Source organism: Pantoea sp. S62 (genome assembly GCF_016658625.1).
In the GTDB taxonomy this organism is placed as follows: Bacteria; Pseudomonadota; Gammaproteobacteria; order Enterobacterales; family Enterobacteriaceae; genus Pantoea; species Pantoea vagans.
Genome location: NZ_JACVVI010000051.1, coordinates 1 through 497 on the forward strand (window position 1 = coordinate 1; position 497 = coordinate 497).

The window sequence follows — 497 nt, forward strand, 5'->3', positions numbered from 1 at the left end:
GCCGCTCTGCTCTCTCAGCAGCGCGCTGATCCGAAAGAGCGCCGCCGTTTCCGCCGGGAAGCGGCGGGCAGATGCCCCTTCTCCGTTCTGCGCATCCTCAAGCCGCATGAAGTCCCACGCCACCCTGATCGCCGTCTCAAGCGCGGCGGCGGGCACGGTCGCCACGCGGGCCTGCTTTTCCTCCTCACGGATGTTTTCCAGCACGGCCCGGAGCGTTTCCAGACTCACGCCATAATCGTGCTGTGCGTCCAGCCCGCTGATTTGCTGCACGATATCAGCGGCGGTTTCTTCCGTTACGCTTTCGTCGTCAAGAACGGCCAGCACGTCCTCTTTTGTCCAGACAATCAGCGTCATAAGCTCGTCAGATTTGTAACGCTGTAATAATCGGGCGCAGAGTTCATTAACGGTTCCGTACATGGTTTTTTCCTCTTAAGAGGGGCGGCCATGCCGCCCCGTGATTTATCAGTTCAGGGCGCAGAAAATGGCGGCGGCTTCGG

General features: G+C 60.0%; 1 protein-coding gene. It reads right to left on the reverse strand.

Going from position 1 to position 497, the window contains the following annotated elements; all coding sequences use genetic code 11:
- A partial coding sequence (locus IBT54_RS24885; protein WP_201253328.1) for a DUF1380 family protein occupies positions 1-417 on the reverse strand: 417 nt, incomplete at its 3' end.
- Positions 418-497 lie beyond the last annotated feature (80 nt).